17 protein-coding genes are annotated in these 16,766 nt (G+C 63.3%); 12 read left to right on the plus strand and 5 right to left on the minus strand.

The window, feature by feature from the left end; genetic code table 11:
• Positions 1–27 precede the first annotated feature (27 nt).
• A complete protein-coding gene (gene dksA, locus CK219_RS03180; protein WP_095765270.1) occupies positions 28–444 on the plus strand; it encodes an RNA polymerase-binding protein DksA in 417 nt (138 codons plus the stop codon).
• A gap of 117 nt (positions 445–561) precedes the next feature.
• Here dksA and CK219_RS03185 read toward each other — a convergent pair whose 3' ends face one another.
• Positions 562–1,287: a flagellar biosynthetic protein FliO gene (locus CK219_RS03185; RefSeq protein ID WP_095765271.1), complete on the minus strand. Its 726-nt coding sequence runs from the start codon at positions 1,285–1,287 to the stop codon at positions 562–564.
• 211 nt (positions 1,288–1,498) lie between these two features.
• On the opposite strand from CK219_RS03185, the gene CK219_RS03190 reads away from it, so the two are divergent.
• On the plus strand, positions 1,499–4,084 hold the full coding sequence (locus tag CK219_RS03190) for a response regulator (RefSeq protein WP_095765272.1): 2,586 nt from the start codon (positions 1,499–1,501) through the stop codon (positions 4,082–4,084).
• Positions 4,085–4,188: 104 nt separating this feature from the next.
• Positions 4,189–4,899, plus strand: coding sequence for a purine-nucleoside phosphorylase (locus tag CK219_RS03195; protein ID WP_095765273.1), 711 nt, complete (start codon positions 4,189–4,191; stop codon positions 4,897–4,899).
• Here CK219_RS03195 and CK219_RS03200 read toward each other — a convergent pair.
• Positions 4,896–5,201 carry a ribbon-helix-helix domain-containing protein gene (locus tag CK219_RS03200; protein ID WP_095765274.1) on the minus strand — a complete coding sequence of 102 codons (306 nt, stop codon included), beginning with the start codon at positions 5,199–5,201 and terminating at the stop codon, positions 4,896–4,898. The genes CK219_RS03195 and CK219_RS03200 overlap by 4 nt on opposite strands.
• A 240-nt stretch (positions 5,202–5,441) precedes the next feature.
• On the opposite strand from CK219_RS03200, the gene CK219_RS03205 reads away from it, so the two are divergent.
• The 3 genes from CK219_RS03205 (at position 5,442) to CK219_RS03215 (ending at position 8,080) form a co-directional block, all read left to right on the plus strand.
• Positions 5,442–5,837 carry a VOC family protein gene (locus tag CK219_RS03205; protein ID WP_095765275.1) on the plus strand — a complete coding sequence of 132 codons (396 nt, stop codon included), beginning with the start codon at positions 5,442–5,444 and terminating at the stop codon, positions 5,835–5,837.
• A 74-nt stretch (positions 5,838–5,911) separates the two neighbouring features.
• Positions 5,912–6,460: a Twin-arginine translocation pathway signal gene (locus tag CK219_RS03210; RefSeq protein WP_095765276.1), complete on the plus strand. Its 549-nt coding sequence runs from the start codon at positions 5,912–5,914 to the stop codon at positions 6,458–6,460.
• 48 nt (positions 6,461–6,508) lie between these two features.
• Entirely contained in the window at positions 6,509–8,080 is a 1,572-nt protein-coding gene (locus CK219_RS03215) for a GMC family oxidoreductase (protein ID WP_095765277.1), read from the plus strand.
• Positions 8,081–8,137: 57 nt separating this feature from the next.
• Here the strand turns inward: CK219_RS03215 and CK219_RS03220 are convergent, their stop codons facing one another.
• Positions 8,138–8,527: a hypothetical protein gene (locus CK219_RS03220; protein ID WP_095765608.1), complete on the minus strand. Its 390-nt coding sequence runs from the start codon at positions 8,525–8,527 to the stop codon at positions 8,138–8,140.
• A 308-nt stretch (positions 8,528–8,835) separates the two neighbouring features.
• Here CK219_RS03220 and urtA point away from each other — a divergent pair, with 308 nt between their 5' ends.
• The 6 genes from urtA (at position 8,836) to CK219_RS03250 (ending at position 15,126) form a co-directional block, all read left to right on the plus strand.
• Positions 8,836–10,146, plus strand: coding sequence for an urea ABC transporter substrate-binding protein (gene urtA / locus CK219_RS03225; protein WP_095765278.1), 1,311 nt, complete (start codon positions 8,836–8,838; stop codon positions 10,144–10,146).
• A 182-nt stretch (positions 10,147–10,328) separates the two neighbouring features.
• Positions 10,329–11,945: an urea ABC transporter permease subunit UrtB gene (urtB, locus tag CK219_RS03230; RefSeq protein ID WP_095765279.1), complete on the plus strand. Its 1,617-nt coding sequence runs from the start codon at positions 10,329–10,331 to the stop codon at positions 11,943–11,945.
• On the plus strand, positions 11,942–13,165 hold the full coding sequence (urtC, locus tag CK219_RS03235; RefSeq protein ID WP_095765280.1) for an urea ABC transporter permease subunit UrtC: 1,224 nt from the start codon (positions 11,942–11,944) through the stop codon (positions 13,163–13,165). The genes urtB and urtC overlap by 4 nt, the downstream gene beginning before the upstream one ends.
• 6 nt (positions 13,166–13,171) lie before the next feature.
• A complete protein-coding gene (gene urtD / locus CK219_RS03240; RefSeq protein WP_095765281.1) occupies positions 13,172–13,918 on the plus strand; it encodes an urea ABC transporter ATP-binding protein UrtD in 747 nt (248 codons plus the stop codon).
• Positions 13,919–13,988: 70 nt separating this feature from the next.
• Positions 13,989–14,684, plus strand: a complete 696-nt coding sequence (gene urtE, locus CK219_RS03245) for an urea ABC transporter ATP-binding subunit UrtE (RefSeq protein WP_095765282.1) — start codon at positions 13,989–13,991, stop codon at positions 14,682–14,684.
• A gap of 265 nt (positions 14,685–14,949) precedes the next feature.
• A complete protein-coding gene (locus tag CK219_RS03250; protein WP_095765283.1) occupies positions 14,950–15,126 on the plus strand; it encodes a hypothetical protein in 177 nt (58 codons plus the stop codon).
• Positions 15,127–15,148: 22 nt separating this feature from the next.
• Here the strand turns inward: CK219_RS03250 and CK219_RS03255 are convergent, their stop codons facing one another.
• On the minus strand, positions 15,149–16,294 hold the full coding sequence (locus CK219_RS03255) for a GGDEF domain-containing protein (RefSeq protein ID WP_095765609.1): 1,146 nt from the start codon (positions 16,292–16,294) through the stop codon (positions 15,149–15,151).
• Positions 16,295–16,407: 113 nt separating this feature from the next.
• A complete protein-coding gene (locus tag CK219_RS03260) occupies positions 16,408–16,665 on the minus strand; it encodes a hypothetical protein (RefSeq protein WP_095765284.1) in 258 nt (85 codons plus the stop codon).
• Positions 16,666–16,766 lie beyond the last annotated feature (101 nt).

A 16,766-nucleotide genomic window follows, 5' to 3' on the forward strand; every position in this document is an offset into this window, starting at 1 on the left:
AAATTTTGGGGTTGTTGGGTGAGTCGAATGAACGATATCGTTACCGCCAATTACGTACCCTCCGAAGACGAGCCGTTCATGAACGAACGGCAAAAATCGTACTTCCGTCAAAAGCTTATCACCTGGAAGAACGACATTCTGCGCGAAGCGCGCGAAACCCTAGAAATCCTGCAGCAGGAAAACGCCAATCATCCCGACCTAGCCGATCGCGCCTCCTCCGAAACCGATCGTGCCATCGAATTGCGCGCCCGCGATCGCCAACGCAAGCTCATCTCGAAAATCGACTCCGCGCTCCAGCGCATCGACGAAGGCACCTACGGCTATTGCGAGGAGACCGGCGAGCCGATCGCGCTGAAGCGGCTCGATGCGCGTCCGATCGCGACGTTATCGATCGAGGCGCAGGAGCGCCATGAACGCCGCGAGAAGGTCTATCGCGACGACTGACGCGATCCAACAGGCAGGAACATCAAAAATGGTCGGAATTCCGGCCATTTTTGTTTTCAGCGCTCCCATTGTCTTTGCCGACAAAGGCGCGAAAGGCTCGCTTGCGCCGGTGGCCGGTCAGCGCTTGTGGCTGCCCAACTCGCCAAGCAGCTTGGTCATCTCGTCATCGAGCGAAGGCTTGGCCGCCGGCTTGCTGGGTGCCGGCTGGGAATGCGTCTCGTCGAGAGAGGTCTCGAGCTCGTGCATCAGCGTGTCGTCGATGGAATCGTTTGGGGGCGGCGGCGCATATCGGGTGCTGCCGTTCGCCGTTCCGTAGCCCGGCAGCGGCATAACCTTCGCCGTCGGCTGGCTCGGCGCCGCCGGCTTGGGCGCGGGTGCGGGTGCGGGCGCCGGTGCGCGCGGACGTGCGACGGCAGTCGGCTGGGCGGCAGGCGGCGGCGCCGGCCTGGCGGGTGCGGGCGCGGGCGCGGGTTGCGGCGCGCGCGGGCGTTGCGCAACTCCTGTCTGCTGCTGACCGGTGTCGCCCGTCAATGCCGGGCGGCGCAGCGCCGCCAGCCTGATGTCGCGCTCGACCACGACATCGGTCGGCCCGCCGATCAGGATCAGATGCTCGATGTCGTCGCGACGCACCAAGACAAGCCGGCGATGGCTGTCGACCGCGGTGGCATCCATCACGGCAAGCCGCGTCTTGCGGTTCCTGCCGCCGGCGACGAAGGTGCCGAACGTCAGGTTGCGGACCACCTTGATGGCGAGCAGGACGACAACCAGCATGATAAGAGCCGCTACCGTCCACAGGATTGCAGCGACATAACCCGGGCCCGCTACATTATCCAGCCACTGCATCGGTGCACCCCAATCGCCATCTTTGAAGTCAGGGAACACTAGACCGTTGGGACCAGCGACCGCAAGTTCACATCACCCATCGTGAACAGTTTGAAACATGAATCGTTGATTTTATCGGACATTTGCCGCCGAGGCCTTTTCCGCTACAGGAGAATGTGATTCAACCGGCCGTCCGTGCCCGTCGGACACCGGAATCACGAGCAGGGGGAACATGGCCAAGGAAGCGCGCGGCGATTTCTATCCGGTACCGATCGTCGACCAGAACACGCGTCCGGGCGCCGTCACCAGGCTCATCGTCTTCATCGTCGTCTTGACCGGCGCCGCGATCGTCTTCGGACTTTTCCGCGAGCGCCTCGGCGATCCTTTCCTGCTCGGCATGCTCGGCGTGCTCGCCATGATCGGCGTCGGTTTCCTGTTCGCGACCGCGATCGGCTTCGTCCAGATCGCGCCGCGGTCGACCGGCGACGAATTGTCAAAAGCCTTCGTCGACTCCATGTCGCAGGGCCTGCTGGTCACCGACACCAAGGGCCGCGTCGTCTACGCCAACCGCGCCTATGCAGACATGACGGGCGCTGCCTCGGCCGCCGATCTCAAGACCGTCGAAGGGCTGTTGTCGGATGTCCCCGAGGCCTCGATGACGATCTACCGGCTGGCGTCGGGCCTGCGCGACGGCCAGGCTGGCGACGGCGAGTTCCGGCTGGCGCAGTCGATCAAACCAGGCGCTGAGCCGGGCGCGCGCTGGTACCGCGCTCGCGCCCGCGCCTTCAGCATGCCCGGGCAAAGATTGCCGATGCTGGCCTGGCAGCTGGCCGACATCTCGCAGGAACGGGCGGAGCAGGAACGTTTCTTCCTGGACCTGCAAAAGGCCATCGACCATCTCGACCATGCCCCGGCCGGGTTCTTCTCGGCCGATCAGGAGGGCCGCGTCACCTATATCAACGCCACGCTCGCCGAGTGGCTGGGCATCGACCTTGCCTCCTTCACGCCGGGCGCTATCACGCTGCCGGAAATCATCGCCGGCGACGGCATGGCGCTGGTCCGCTCGGTCAAGGCCGACCCCGGTACCACCCGCAACGCGGTCATCGACCTCGACCTCACCACGATGAGCGGCCAGGCGCTGCCGGTGCGCTTCATGCACCGGGTTTCGGCAAGCCGCGAAGGCGTGAACGGCCCGACCCGCACGATCGTGCTCAACCGCACCCAGGGCGAGGACGCTTCCGCGGAGCTGCGGGCCTCCGAGGTTCGCTTCACCCGCTTCTTCAACTCGACGCCGATGGCCATTGCCGGCGTCGATGCGAGCGGACGCATCCTGCGCACCAACGCGCCGTTCCTACAGCTGTTTTCGTCCGTGGTCGACCGCGACGCCGTCGACCGGCGGGTGCGCTTCGAAACGATCGTTCACGAACGCGACCGGCCGGCATTCGCCGCCGCCTTCGAGAAGGCGCGGCAGCGGCAGGCCAATATCGAGCCGATCGATTCCGTCCTGCCCGGCAATGAGGAGCGCCACATCCGCTTCTACGTCAATGCCGTCGCCGACAGCGCGGGCAGCGAAGGCGCCGAGGAGGCGGCGATCGTCTACGCGGTCGAGACCACCGAGCAGAAGGCGCTCGAGGGCCAGATGGCGCAGAGCCAGAAGATGCAGGCGGTCGGCCAGCTCGCCGGCGGTATCGCGCACGACTTCAACAACGTGCTGACCGCCATCATCATGGCGTCCGACCTTCTCTTGACCAACCACCGGCCGTCGGACCCGTCCTTCCCCGACATCATGAACATCAAGCAGAACGCCAACCGGGCGGCCTCGCTCGTGCGGCAATTGCTCGCCTTCTCGCGCAAGCAGACGCTGCGGCCGGAAGTGCTCAACCTGACCGATGTTCTGGCCGATCTCAGAATGCTGCTAGCGCGCCTCGTCGGCAACGACATCAAGCTTAAGATCGACCACGGACGCGACCTGTGGCCGGTCAAGGTCGATATCGGCCAGTTCGAGCAGGTGGTGGTCAATCTCGCCGTCAATGCGCGCGACGCCATGCCGAGCGGCGGCGATCTCACCGTGCGCACCCGCAACGTCACCGCCGACGAGTGCAAATCCTTCGCCTACCGCGAATTGACGCCGGCCGACTATGTGCTCGTCGACGTCGAGGACACCGGCAGCGGCATTGAGCCAGACGTGCTGAAGAAGATTTTCGAGCCCTTCTTCACGACCAAAGAAGTGGGCAAGGGCACCGGCCTCGGCCTGTCGATGGTCTACGGCATCATCAAGCAGACCGGCGGCTTCATCTTCTGCGATTCCGAAGTCGGCAAGGGCACGGTGTTCCGTATCTTCCTGCCGCGCCACATCGCCGAGGTGAAGAAGCAGGCCGAGCCTGGCGAGGCGCCGTCGACAGCGGCGACTGCTCCGGCCAAGACCGCCGATACCGCAAAAGATCTTTCCGGCTCCGCCACGGTGCTTCTGGTCGAGGACGAAGATGCCGTGCGCATGGGCGGCGTCAGGGCGCTGACCTCGCGCGGCTATACCGTGCACGAGGCGTCGTCCGGCGTCGAGGCGCTTGAAGTGTTCGAGGCGCTCGGCGGCAAGGTCGATATCGTGGTGTCCGACGTGGTGATGCCGGAGATGGACGGGCCGACATTGCTCGGCGAGCTGCGCAAACGCCAGCCGGACATCAAGTTCGTGTTCGTTTCGGGCTATGCCGAGGACGCGTTTGCGAAGAACCTGCCGGCCGAGGCGCATTTCGGTTTCCTGCCGAAACCGTTCTCGCTCAAGCAACTGGCGACGATCGTCAAGGACGTGCTGGAATCCTAGGGCGTTCAAGGCTTCCTTGGATTGCTCTAAATAAGCCAGAGCTTGCGCATTGCGGCAGTCCTGCCATGATGGTCGCCGGATGGGTCTATCAGGGGTGGTAGCGCGTGACGCCGCATATCGAGGCGGGCCGGAGGGACTATGCCGAAACGGTGCTGTTGCCGGGCGATCCCGAGCGCGCGCAATGGATGGCGGAGATGTTTCTCGAGGCGCCGCGCTGCGTGAACCGCCGAAGGGGCGCGCTGGGCTTCACCGGCCGGTTCCGCGGCAAGCCGGTCAGCATCCAGGCGACCGGGATAGGGGCGCCGTCTTTCCTGATTTATGCCTTTGAGCTGATGGAGTATTACGGCGTCAAAACGCTGATCCGCACCGGCACATGCGGCGGCTTGTCGGAAGACGTGCCTTTGCGCGGCGTCGTCATCTCCAGCGAGGTGCGGGCCGAGAGTGCAATCAGCGGGCAAGTGTTCGGGCTTTACCAGCCGGCGGGGCCGGACCCGGCGCTGCATGCGCGGGCGCTGCAATGCGCCGCCGATCTCGGTATCGCCTGCAGCGCCGGACTGACGATCTGCAGCGACGTCTTCCACCATCCCGATGGCCGCGCTCGGTTTGACGAGCCGATGGCGCTGGGGGCGTTGGCCGTCGATATGGAAACCAGCGCGCTCTATCGGATTGCGGCGCAGTTCGGCGCTCGAGCGCTGTCGCTGCTGACCGTCGTCGACCATGTCGCCACTGGCGAGCTGATCGACGATTCGGAGCGCCAGGCGCTTTTCACCGACATGACCCGGCTGGCGCTCGAAGTCGCAGTCGAGAGCAGTTAGGCGGCTTCCTGCTTCAATGCGGCCTGGTCTTCGGCGCTGGGCCGATGGCCGCGCAAATAGAGCGCGCAGGTCGTGCGCAGCATGGAAGCGAAGTTCGGGATCTGGCCGTTGATCTCGATCGCCTCGTCATAGAGCTTCGAGATGAATTTCGGCGTCGTCAGTCCCTGGCTGTCGGCGATCTCGTCAAGAAGACCCCAGAATGTCGCTTCGAGCTGGATGCTGGTCGAATGGCCGTCGATGCGGATCGACCTGTTGATCTGCCGGTAGCCTTCCGGGTCCTGCCCGGCGAAGACTCTGCACATCGGTACCTCCCGTTGTTGTTTGTCTTGGGCGCCGATTGGGTTGGCTGGCGCCTTTTTTGAACACTGCCTGCGTTGGTCATTTTCGATCCGATAGCCGCCGACGGCAATCGGACTTTCGTCCTTAGAATTGGAGCGACACTAGCCGTTTTCCTGCTCCACGCGTGGTAATCGGCTGCCACCACCATTTTTCGCCGGCGCGCATAATCGGCTTCGAAAGCATGAGAGCTCACGGAGTCCGATTTGGCGAAGACGATCCATTCCATGATCAGGGTTCTCGACGAAGCGCGCTCCGTCGACTTCTACAACAAGGCCTTCGGCCTCGAGGTCGCCCAGCGGCTCGATTTCGAGACCTTCACGCTCGTCTATCTCAGCAATGAGAGTTCGCCTTTCGAGGTGGAGCTGACCGTGAACAAGGGACGTACCGAGCCCTACGCGCTTGGCAACGGCTACGGCCATCTCGCCGTCTCGGTCGCCGATCTCGACAGCGAGCACGACCGGATCGGCGCGCTCGGTCTCAACCCGAAAAAGATCGTCGAGTTCAATCACGACGGGGCGCTGATCGCCCGCTTCTTCTTCATCGAGGATCCCGACGGCTACAAGATCGAGGTCCTGCAGCGGGGAGGGCGCTTCCAATAGGGGATACGCCGCGGAGAGGCGCGGCGCCAGCAACAGCACTCTCAGGGGTGCGAACAGCAAGCAGGGAGGAAATCATGGTTACAGTCTACGAGAAGAAACCGGGTTATGAGAGAAAGGCCGGACTATCTAGGCGCGAGCTTCTGAAACGTGGCGGCGCGGGCGCGCTGCTCATCATCTCCGGCAGCGCCGTCATCAGCCCCGAACACGCCTGGGGTCTCGAAACCTCGGCGCTGAAGCCCGAAACGATGGCGACGCTGATCCAGGTGGCGCGCGACATCTACCCGCACGACCAGGTGCCGGACAAATATTACGCCATTGCCGTCAAGGGCCATGACGAGACGGCCGCCAAGGACCCTGCCCACAAGGAGCTGATCGAGAAAGGCATCGCCGAGCTCGACAAGAAGGCTGGCAAGGGCGGATATCGCGGGCTTGGCTGGGAAGAGCAGAGGGTGGCGCTGCTCACCGGTATCGAGAAGACGCCGTTCTTCCAGGCGGTGCGCGGCGGTCTTGTCGTCAGCCTCTACAACCAGAAGGAGGTGTGGCCGATCTTCGGCTACGAGGGCGAGTCCTACTCCAAGGGCGGCTACATCGCGCGCGGCTTCAACGACATCGAGTGGCTCTGAGTCGCTCTGCCACGAACCGCTTTTCGACAGATTTCATGGGAGGAAACCATGGCAGCACAATTTGATCTCAACAATGACGGCGTGGTCGTCATCATCGGCTCGGGCGCGGGCGGCGGCACGCTCGGAAACGAGCTCGCCCAGAAAGGCATCGACGTCGTCATCCTCGAGGCGGGCGCACGCCACGAATATGAGGACTTCATCAACGACGAGTGGGAGTCGTTCGCCCAGCTCGCCTGGAAGGACAAGCGCACCACTTCCGGCGACTGGCGCGTGGCCAAGGATTTTCCGAACCTGCCGGCCTGGATCGTCAAGTCGGTCGGCGGCTCGACCACGCACTGGGCCGGTGCCTCGCTGCGCTTCCAGGAGCACGAGTTCAAGGCGGCCACGACCTACGGCAAGGTCAAGGGCGCCAACCTCCTCGACTGGCCGGTGACGCTGGCCGAGATGGCACCCTATTACGCCAAGGCCGAAGCCAAGATGGGTGTCACCGGCACCAACAATTGGCCGCGGCTGCCGGGCAACAACAATTTCAAGGTGCTCAAGGCCGGCGCCGACAAGCTCGGCTACAAGGAATGCCACACCGGCAACATGGCCATCAATTCGGTGGAGCGCGACGACCGCAATTCCTGCCAGCAGACCGGTTTCTGCTTCCAGGGCTGCAAATGGGGCGCCAAATGGTCGACGCTCTACACCGAGATCCCGAAGGGCGAGGCGACCGGGCATCTGGAGGTGCGGCCGAACTCGATGGCAATCAAGATCAATCATGACGCCTCCGGCAAGGTGACTGGCGTCGTCTATGCCGACAAGGACGGCAAGCTGCAGGAGCAGAAAGCCCGCATCGTCGCCGTCGCCGGCAATTCGATCGAGAGTCCGCGCCTGCTGCTCAACTCGGAATCATCGAAATTCCCGCACGGGCTCGCCAACTCGTCGGGACAGGTAGGCAAGAACTACATGCGCCACACCACCGGCTCGGTCTATGCCATCTTCGACAAGCCGGTGCATATGTATCGCGGCACCACCATGGCCGGCATCATCCGCGACGAGGCGCGCCACGATCCGTCGCGTGGCTTCGTCGGCGGCTATGAGATGGAGACGCTGTCGCTCGGCCTGCCGTTCATGGCGGCCTTTCTCAACCCCGGCGGCTGGGGCCGCTCCTTCACCACGGCGCTCGACCATTACGACCATATGGCGGGCCTGTGGATCGTCGGCGAGGACATGCCGCGCGAAGAGAACCGCATCACGCTGCACAAGGACGAGAAGGACGAGCACGGCATGCCGATCGCCGACGTCCATTTCGACGATCATCCGAACGACGAGGCCATGCGCAACCATGCCTACAGCCAGGGTCAGGCGCTCTATGCCGCGGTCGGCGCGACCAGGACCTTCCCGACGCCGCCTTATCCGTCGACCCACAATCTCGGCACCAACCGGATGAGCGAAAAGCCGGAGGACGGCGTCGTCAACAAGCACGGCCAGTCGCACGATATCAAGAACCTGTTCATCTCAGACGGCAGCCAGTTCACCACGGGTGCGGCGGAGAACCCGACGCTGACCATCGTGACGCTGGCGATCCGCCAGGCTGACTACATCGCCGCCCAGATGTCGGCGAAAACGATCTGACCTCCAACTGCCTGCTGGCGCGGGACCCAAACGGGTTCCGCGCCTTTTTTATGCGGGCTATCTTTTGGTGCAGGTCGAGGCTGTGAAGGCGCCGTCCTGCTGTTTCATGATGATGTCGAACGAGGGACCGCTCGGGTCATCCAAGGTCGCCTGGGTCATCGAGACCGAATTGCCGCCGCTGGTGTAGCCGCCGAGCGGACCGAGCCAGGTGATCTCGCCATTGGGATTCATCTGGTAATTGTAAGGCGGCGGCGCGGCGCCGAAGGTCACCGGGCCGCTATAGAGGCTGCCCTTGATGGTGATGTCGCCCAGGTTGAGGAACAGGCCGAGCAGGTAGACCTCGCAGTGATAGACGCCGTCCGGCAGCTTGCCGTCGGCAAAATCGGCGCGGGCGCCGCCGGCGGCGGACACAAGAAGCAGGAAAGCCAGGATTGTTCGCAGGGCCATGACGTCGCTCGTTTGCACGGCGACCTTGCCCCATTTCGCCATGAGCCCGCAACAGGGCCGACAAAGCTATCCTTGCCTTTGTGGTGAAATCATAGGCATTTTCACAATTTGGGCAAAATCTAGGCAGAGGTGCGTAAACTTTTCTCAATCCTGCCGCGTTGCAGTAGAGGCGACAGTTGCGCGACTATCATATAACCGACTGTAATCACTGCATTATCGCGAAAATCAGTTCAGCGCATTCCTATCTGGCACGTCGCTTGCACCCGCTAATATTGCGATGCAAAACAACCAGCTTGGGAGTGTGTCATATGAGGGGTAACTTCGCGAAAATAACAAAAATCCTGTCCGCCGGCGTCGTCGCGGCTGGTCTGCTGGCTTCAGCTTCCGCCAAGGCGGCTGAAGACACGATCAAGGTCGGTATTCTCCATTCGCTGTCGGGGACCATGGCAATTTCGGAGACGACGCTGAAAGACGTCATGCTGATGCTGATCGACGAGCAAAACGCCAAGGGCGGCCTGCTCGGCAAGAAACTGGAAGCCGTGGTGGTCGATCCGGCGTCCAACTGGCCGCTCTTCGCCGAAAAGGCGCGCGAGCTGATCTCGAAGGACAAGGTCGCGGCCGTGTTCGGCTGCTGGACCTCGGTGTCGCGCAAATCGGTTCTGCCGGTGTTCTCGGAACTCGACAACATCCTGTTCTATCCCGTCCAGTATGAGGGCGAGGAGAGCGAGCGCAACGTCTTCTACACCGGTGCGGCGCCGAACCAGCAGGCTATTCCGGCCGTGGACTATCTGATGAGCGCCGATGGCGGCTCGGTGAAGCGCTGGGTGCTCGAAGGCACCGACTACGTCTATCCGCGCACCACCAACAAGATCCTCGAAGCCTATCTCAAGTCGAAGGGCGTGCCGGCCGAGGACATCATGGTCAACTACACGCCGTTCGGCTTCTCGGACTGGCAGACCGAGGTTTCGGCGATCAAGAAATTCGGCTCGGCCGGCAAGAAGACGGCCGTGGTGTCAACCGTCAACGGCGACGCCAACGTGCCGTTCTATAAGGAGCTCGGCAACCAGGGCGTCAAGGCCGAGGACATTCCGGTCATGGCCTTCTCGGTCGGCGAGGAAGAATTGGCCGGTCTCGACACCGGGCCGCTGGTCGGCCATCTCGCCGCCTGGAACTACTTCGAAAGCATCGACACGCCGGCGAACAAGAAGTTCATCGACGACTGGCACAAGTTCATCAAGAACGACAAGCGCACCACCAACGACCCGATGGAAGCCCACTATATCGGCTTCAACATGTGGGTGAAGGCGGTCGAGAAGGCCGGCACCACCGATCCGGACAAGGTCATCGACGCCATGGTCGGCGTTTCGGTGCCGAACCTGACCGGCGGCTATTCGACGATGATGCCCAACCACCACATCACCAAGCCGGTGCTGATCGGCGAGATCCAGGCCGACGGCCAGTTCGAGACCGTTTCGCAAACGCCCGGCCTCGTCATGGGCGACGAATGGTCCGACTACCTGCCGGATTCCAAGGACCTGATCTCCGATTGGCGCGCGCCTCTGTCCTGCGGCAACTTCAACGTCGCCACCGGAAAGTGCGGCGGCAAGGGCACCAATTAATCCCGGTCCGTGATCCCAGGTCTGTCGGATCGCGGAGTGGCCCCGCGATCCGAGACCGCCGCCCGGGCAGGTTCCTGACCCGCCCGGGCAAGATCCCTGAAACCTAGTTTTGCGCAATTCCGGACGGAAAACCGCTTCACACTTTTCCTGGAATTGTTTGAGAAAGCTGCTTGAAAACGACGATGCTGCTGCTGCGCGCAATCGGTCTGATGTTGCTGCTGACGATGGCTGGACTGACGCCGTCGAAGGCGGCTGAGGCCGACCTTCGCGCATCGATCGGCAAATTCGCAGCTGCAACCGGCTTCTCGGCTACCGAGGCCGTCGTGCGCGAGCTTGCCGCGAGCGGCGATCCCGCCGTCGAGCGGCCGCTTTCGGCGCTGGCCGACGGCAATCTCTACATCCGCAAGGCCGATTCCCAGGTTTTTGTCGGCAAGGAGAGCGGCGACAGCATCGAGCTGCTCGATCCGCTGAGCGGCGAGAACGCCGCCGAAGCGGCCAAGGCCGACCTCACCAAGATCAAGGTCAATAACGGGCTGCGTCGTGTCATCCGCGACGCGCTGGGCACGCTGACCTTGCGCGCCAAGGACGCAAGCGTGCGTCTTGCCGCGGCAATGACGATGTTCAAGACGCCCGATGCGGCGAACATCGGGCCGCTGGATGCCGCAATCGCCGCCGAAATCGATCCCGGCGTCAAGGCCCTGTTCGAGCAGGCGCGCGCGGCATCGGTTCTGGTTTCCGACAAGCCCGAAGCCGATAAGCTCGCGGCGATCTCGGTCGTCGCCGCGCGTGGTGATCGCGACGCGCTCTCGCTGCTCACCTCAGTTGAGGCGAACGCCGAGGGCGCGGTCAAGGAGGCGGCAGCCGCCGCGATCGGCAAGATCAACTCCAAGCTGGCTTTGTGGGATGCGGGCCAGAACATCTGGTACGGCATTTCGCTGGGATCGGTGCTGCTGCTTGCGGCGATCGGGCTTGCCATCACCTTCGGCGTCATGGGCGTCATCAACATGGCGCATGGCGAGATGGTGATGCTTGGCGCCTACACCACCTTCGTCGTCCAGCAAGTTATCCGCACCTCGTTTCCGGGCCTGTTCGACTGGTCGCTGGTGATCGCGCTGCCGCTCGCCTTCCTTGTCGCGGGGCTGGTCGGCCTTGCAATCGAACGCGGCATCATCCGCTTCCTCTATGGCCGCCCGCTCGAAACGCTTCTGGCCACCTGGGGCGTCTCGCTGGTCCTGCAGCAGGCGGTGCGCACCATCTTCGGGCCGACCAACCAGGAGGTCGGCAATCCGTCCTGGATGTCGGGTTCGTTCGATGTCGGCCAGCTGGCCATCACCTGGAACCGGCTGTGGATCCTGGCGTTCGCGCTCGCCGTGTTCGGTGTGTTGCTCTACGTCATGAAGCGCACGCCCTGGGGGCTGCAGATGCGCGCCGTCACCGCCAACCGCCGCATGGCTGCCTCGATGGGCATCAGGACGCCATGGGTCGACGCGCTGACCTTTGCGTTGGGCTCGGGCATCGCCGGGATCGCGGGCGTGGCGCTCAGCCAGATCGACAATGTCTCGCCCAATCTCGGCCGCGGCTACATCATCGACAGTTTCATGGTCGTGGTCTTCGGCGGCGTCGGCAATCTGTGGGGGACGCTGGTCGGCGCCTTCTCGCTCGGCATCGTCAACAAGTTCCTCGAGCCCTATGCCGGCGCGGTGCTCGGCAAGATCGTCGTTCTGGTGCTGATCATCCTGTTCATCCAGAAGCGCCCGCGCGGCTTGTTCGCGCTGAAGGGCAGGGCAGTGGAAGCATGATCGCGCAGCGCTTCCTTTCCGCCGATCGCCGCATCGGCATTGCCATCTTCGTCCTGCTGGCCGCCGCCATCATCGTGCCCCTGCTCGACCTGGCGGTCTCGCCGCAAAGCGCCTTCTACATCCCGCCTTACATCGTGGCGCTGATTGGCAAATATCTCTGCTACGCGCTGCTGGCGCTGGCGCTCGACCTGGTCTGGGGCTATTGCGGCATTCTTTCGCTCGGCCACGGCGCCTTCTTCGCGCTTGGCGGCTATGCGATGGGCATGTATCTGATGCGCCAGATCGGCTCGCGCGGCGTCTACGGCAATCCGATCCTGCCGGACTTCATGGTGTTCCTGAACTACAAGCAGCTGCCCTGGTTCTGGTACGGCTTCGATCATTTCTGGTTCGCGGCGCTCATGGTGCTGGCCGTGCCCGGCCTGCTCGCCTTCGTCTTCGGCTGGTTCGCCTTCCGCAGCCGTGTCACCGGCGTCTATCTTTCGATCATCACCCAGGCGATGACATATGCGCTGCTGCTCGCCTTCTTCCGCAACGACATGGGTTTTGGCGGCAACAACGGCCTGACCGATTTCAAGGATATACTCGGCTTCAGCGTCCAGGCCGACGCCACGCGCTCGGCGCTGTTTGCGGCTAGCGCCGTGACGCTGGCGCTCGCCGTCTTCGTTACCGCTGCGATCGTGCGCTCCAAATACGGCAAGCTCCTGATGGCGGTGCGCGACGCCGAAAGCCGCACCCGTTTCCTCGGCTGGCGGGCGGAGAACGTCAAGCTGTTCGCCTTCACGGTCTCGGCTATCATGGCCGGCATCGCCGGCGCGCTTTACGTGCCGCAGGTCGGCATCATCAATCCCGGCGAATTCGAGCCGTCCAACTCGATCGAGGTGGTGATCTGGACCGCTGTCGGCGGGCGCGGCACCATTGTTGGCCCGATCCTCGGCGCGCTGCTGGTCAACGCCGGCAAATCCTGGTTCACCGGCGTGCTGCCGGAATTCTGGCTGTTCGCCCTGGGCGGCCTGTTCGTCGCCGTCACGCTGCTTTTGCCCAAGGGCATCGTCGGCATGTGGGATGCCTGGCGCAGCCAGGCCAAGGCGCTGCGGTCAGCTTCGCTTGCGGCGGAGGCCGGCGCCGATCCGCAGGCGCCGGAGCCGAAGATCGTGCGCTCGGCGGCGACGACGCCCGGCGCCTGGTCTGCCACCGGCGCCGAGCCGCAGCCGGCGGAGTGAACGATCATGAGCAAGTCGAACACCATCCTTTATCTCGACGGCGTCTCGGTTTCCTTCGATGGCTTTCGCGCTATCAACAACCTGTCGCTGGTGCTCGACAAGGGCGAAATGCGCGCGATCATCGGGCCCAACGGCGCCGGCAAGACAACGATGATGGACATCGTCACCGGCAAGACGCGGCCGGACGAGGGCGAGGTGTTCTTCGACGGCGAGGTGGATCTCACGCGGCATGACGAGGCCGAGATCGCCATGATGGGCATTGGCCGCAAGTTCCAAAAGCCGACCGTCTTCGAGAGCCACAGCGTCGAGGACAATCTCATGCTGGCGCTAAAAGGGCCGCGCTCGATCTTTCCCGCGCTGTTCCATCGCCGTTCGGCGGCCGAGACGCGGCGCATCGACGATATCCTCGGCATCATCCGTCTCGGCGACAAGCGCGGCGAGCTCGCCGCCAATCTCAGCCATGGCCAGAAGCAGTGGCTGGAGATCGGCATGCTCCTGGCGCAGGACCCAAAGCTTTTGCTCGTCGACGAGCCTGTCGCCGGCATGACCGATGCGGAAACCGAGGAGACCGCGCGTCTGCTCAAGGACATCGCCCGCGACCATTCGGTGATCGTCGTCGAGCACGACATGCATTTCGTGCGCGAGCTCGGCATCAAGGTCACCTGCCTGCACGAGGGCTCGGTGCTGTCGGAAGGCACGCTCGATTTCGTTTCGGCCGACGAGCGCGTCGTCGAAGTCTATCTGGGGCGGTGAGCATGGTCTGGCGGGTTCCCTTCCACCGTTTCGATTTCGCTTTCCTGAAGCGCTGGAGAAGGGGCTGACCATGCTCGAGGTCTCCAATGCCACGCTGCATTACGGCGCTGCCCAAGCGCTCCGTGGCGTTTCGCTGAAAGCCGACGCCGGCAAGATCACCTGCGTGCTCGGCCGCAATGGCGTCGGCAAGACAAGTTTGATGAGATCGATCGTCGGCCATCACCGGCTGACGAGCGGAAGCGTTGCCTTCGAGGGGAAGGCGCTCGACCGGAGCGCGGCGTATGATCGCGCCCGGTCGGGCATCGCATTCGTGCCGCAGGGCAGGGAAGTCTTTCCGCTGCTCACGGTGCGCGAAAACCTGGAGTCCGGCTTCGCGCCGTTGAGGCGCGCCGACCGCAACATTCCGGCCTATGTCTTCGAGCTGTTTCCGGTCTTGAAGCAGATGCTCGGCCGCCGCGGCGGCGATCTCTCCGGCGGCCAGCAGCAGCAACTTGCCATCGGCCGCGCGCTGGTGATGCGGCCCAAGCTCCTGGTGCTCGATGAGCCGACCGAAGGTATCCAGCCGTCCATCATCAAGGATATCGGCCGCGCCATCCGGTATCTCCGCGACCAGGCGGGGATTGCCGTGCTTCTGGTCGAGCAATATCTCGACTTCTGCCGGGAACTTGCCGACGAGGTCAACATCATGGATCGGGGCCAGATCGTGCATACCGGTCCTGCAGAAGACCTCGACCGGGCGGATGTGCGGAAGTTTCTGACAGTCTAGAATCGTTTGCTCGACTTCGGTCGACATCGCGAGGCGGCAGCAACCCCACCATTTCTCTCCGCTGGCCAGGCCGAGCTCTGGCGCGTTGAATACCGCATGCTAGTCTTTTCTTGGTCCTGGTGAGTCGGCCGCTTTCCGTATCAGTTGCGAATGAGGGGGAAGGCGCGGACTCCGTCCGCAAGTTCCACGCAAGCCAATCCACCTAGCTTTCCCCGCAGTGATTGTCGGTCAATGCGTCCAAAAAGAATCTTGCCAGGGGACGGCGATGGAACGTTTTGTCGAGGACTACCAAAAGCGGCGCCTCACCGAGCGCGTCGACATCATGACCGCGATCAACATCCTGATGTCGCAAGGCTATGACGAAGATCATCTCCTGGATGAGATCACCAAGGTTTTCTACGTCGACCTCGACGCCTTCAACGAAGTGATCTCACACCATTGAGAGTTTGCACGCGGCGCTAAACTCAACCGGCGCGGCGAAAATCCAGGACGCAGTTGCGGCCGCCGCGCTTGGCGGCATAGAGCGCCTTGTCGGCGGCGCTGAGCACTTTGTCGAAGCTCATGCCATCCCTGCTGCCAAATGCGAAGCCCGCGCTGACCGTGCAGCGCAGCGGTCCGGTCTCGGTCTCGACCGTGCGCGCGGCGAACGCGGCCCGGACGCGTTCGGCCGTCGCCTCGGCTGTCTCGGGCAAAGTGCGCTTCAACACCATGGCAAATTCCTCGCCACCCATGCGGGCGACGGAGTCGTCCGGGCGAAGGTCGGCGGAAAGCACTTGGGCAAAGACCTTCAGCACCTCGTCGCCGGCGGCGTGGCCGAATTGGTCGTTGATCGCCTTGAAGCCGTCGAGGTCGAACACCACCACCGCCGTGAAAGCGCTGACCGGCGTCTTGCCGTGCAGGTCGAACAACGCGCGACGGTTGAGCAGCCCGGTCAGCACGTCGGTTTCGGCCTCATACTTGTGGTGGCGCGCGAGCCGCCCCTGGTTGAGCGCCAGCGACAGCGCGCCGATGCCGGTCATCGAGGCGATGACGATGACCAAGCTCAGATCCTCCGCCCAGTTGCTCGGCGCGTGGCCGAGGATGAGCTTGCCGTCCCAAGCCAGCACGGCCGCGCAAAGCACGAAGGAAACAGCGGTCAAAGAATAGAGCAGCGCCACGCCCACGAGTTGCGCCGGTGCCTCCTCGCGACCCTTCCAATATTCATGCGCGGTGCCGAATAGGAGCAGCGCGGCAAGGAAATTCTCAAGCATGAAGCCCAGACCGTCATAGCCGAGCGCCATTGGCGGTAACGCCAGCGCAAAGGAGATGGCAGTGCCAAGCGTGATGCGCGGCAGCGGCGAGCGGCCGGTCCGGAACTGGTGGGCGGCGCCCAGCATCACCGAGAAGCCGAACAGCAGCAGCGCCAGCGCCAGGATGCCGAGGGCTGTTCCGGGCGCATCGATATAGGCGTCATAGACAAAAACCTCCGCCACCACCACCAGCACGCTGGTCGCCCAGGTCAGCAGGAACCTGTCGGAACGGGCGGTCAGCCAGGTTCCGAACAGGGTGAGGCTGAGGCAGGCGGCGGAGAAGCCGACGGCCAGAAGCAATGAGTTGTAGTCGAGCAGCATGCACCCGTCCTTGCCGCCGCCGGGCTTCCGCAACCTGACGTAGGTCCATTAGTGCAGTAAGGAAGTATCGATTACGTTACGATAGGCAGTGAAGATGCCATAATTCCGCGGCGTCAGAGGACCGCCACCAACAACAGCAGGATGATGCCGACTCCCATCATCAGCAGACCCGGCCAGTTCTGCGACAGGCCGAGGAAACCGAGGCCGCGCCGGCGTGGCTCAAGCGTCGGGCCAGGCGTTGTAAGGTTTGGCACCGGGCGATCCGAGGCTGCAGCTGCCGGATCGCTAAGTTTCCCGCGCCTGAGGACCGCGCCGGCCATGTACACGATGCCGGCGACAATGAGCAATGCCCCGATGAGGATGACGGCCATATCACCTCGCTTTCTTTGGGCTCCCCGATACCGGTGCCTGGGCCGTGGTTCCGCGAAAGCTCAACCGCTGTGAAAACCGGCTCCCGGCGAGAAAGGCAAAA

This window comes from Mesorhizobium sp. WSM4313, from assembly GCF_002294725.1.
Classification (GTDB): domain Bacteria; phylum Pseudomonadota; class Alphaproteobacteria; order Rhizobiales; family Rhizobiaceae; genus Mesorhizobium.